A 268-nucleotide genomic window follows, 5' to 3' on the forward strand; every position below is an offset into this window, starting at 1 on the left:
CCCAGGCCCTGCCCGGCGCGCTGGCCCTCGGCGCCGTCCTGCTCGCCCGATGAGCCCGGACCGCGCGCCCGCCAGTGCCGCCGAGGACCCCAGGGCCGCCCGCACCAGGGCCCGGCTGCGGCAGGCCCTGCTGGAGGAGTGCGCCGAGCAGCCGCTGAGCGCGATCGGCGTCGCCGCCGTGGTCCGCCGCGCCGGCGTCGGCCGGGCCACCTTCTACGTGCACTACGCCGACCTGGAGGCCCTCGCCGTCGACGCCTGCGCCGACGTG

The 268-nt window shown here is 80.2% G+C and carries 1 protein-coding gene; it reads left to right on the forward strand.

Annotation, left to right across the window (positions count from 1 at the left end; all coding sequences use genetic code 11):
- Positions 1-49: 49 nt before the first annotated feature.
- Positions 50-268: TetR family transcriptional regulator (locus VR45_RS32135; RefSeq protein WP_045943407.1), on the forward strand; the 219-nt coding region annotated here is incomplete at its 3' end.

This window comes from Streptomyces sp. NRRL S-495, assembly GCF_000966955.1.
Lineage (GTDB): Bacteria > Actinomycetota > Actinomycetes > Streptomycetales > Streptomycetaceae > Kitasatospora > Kitasatospora purpeofusca.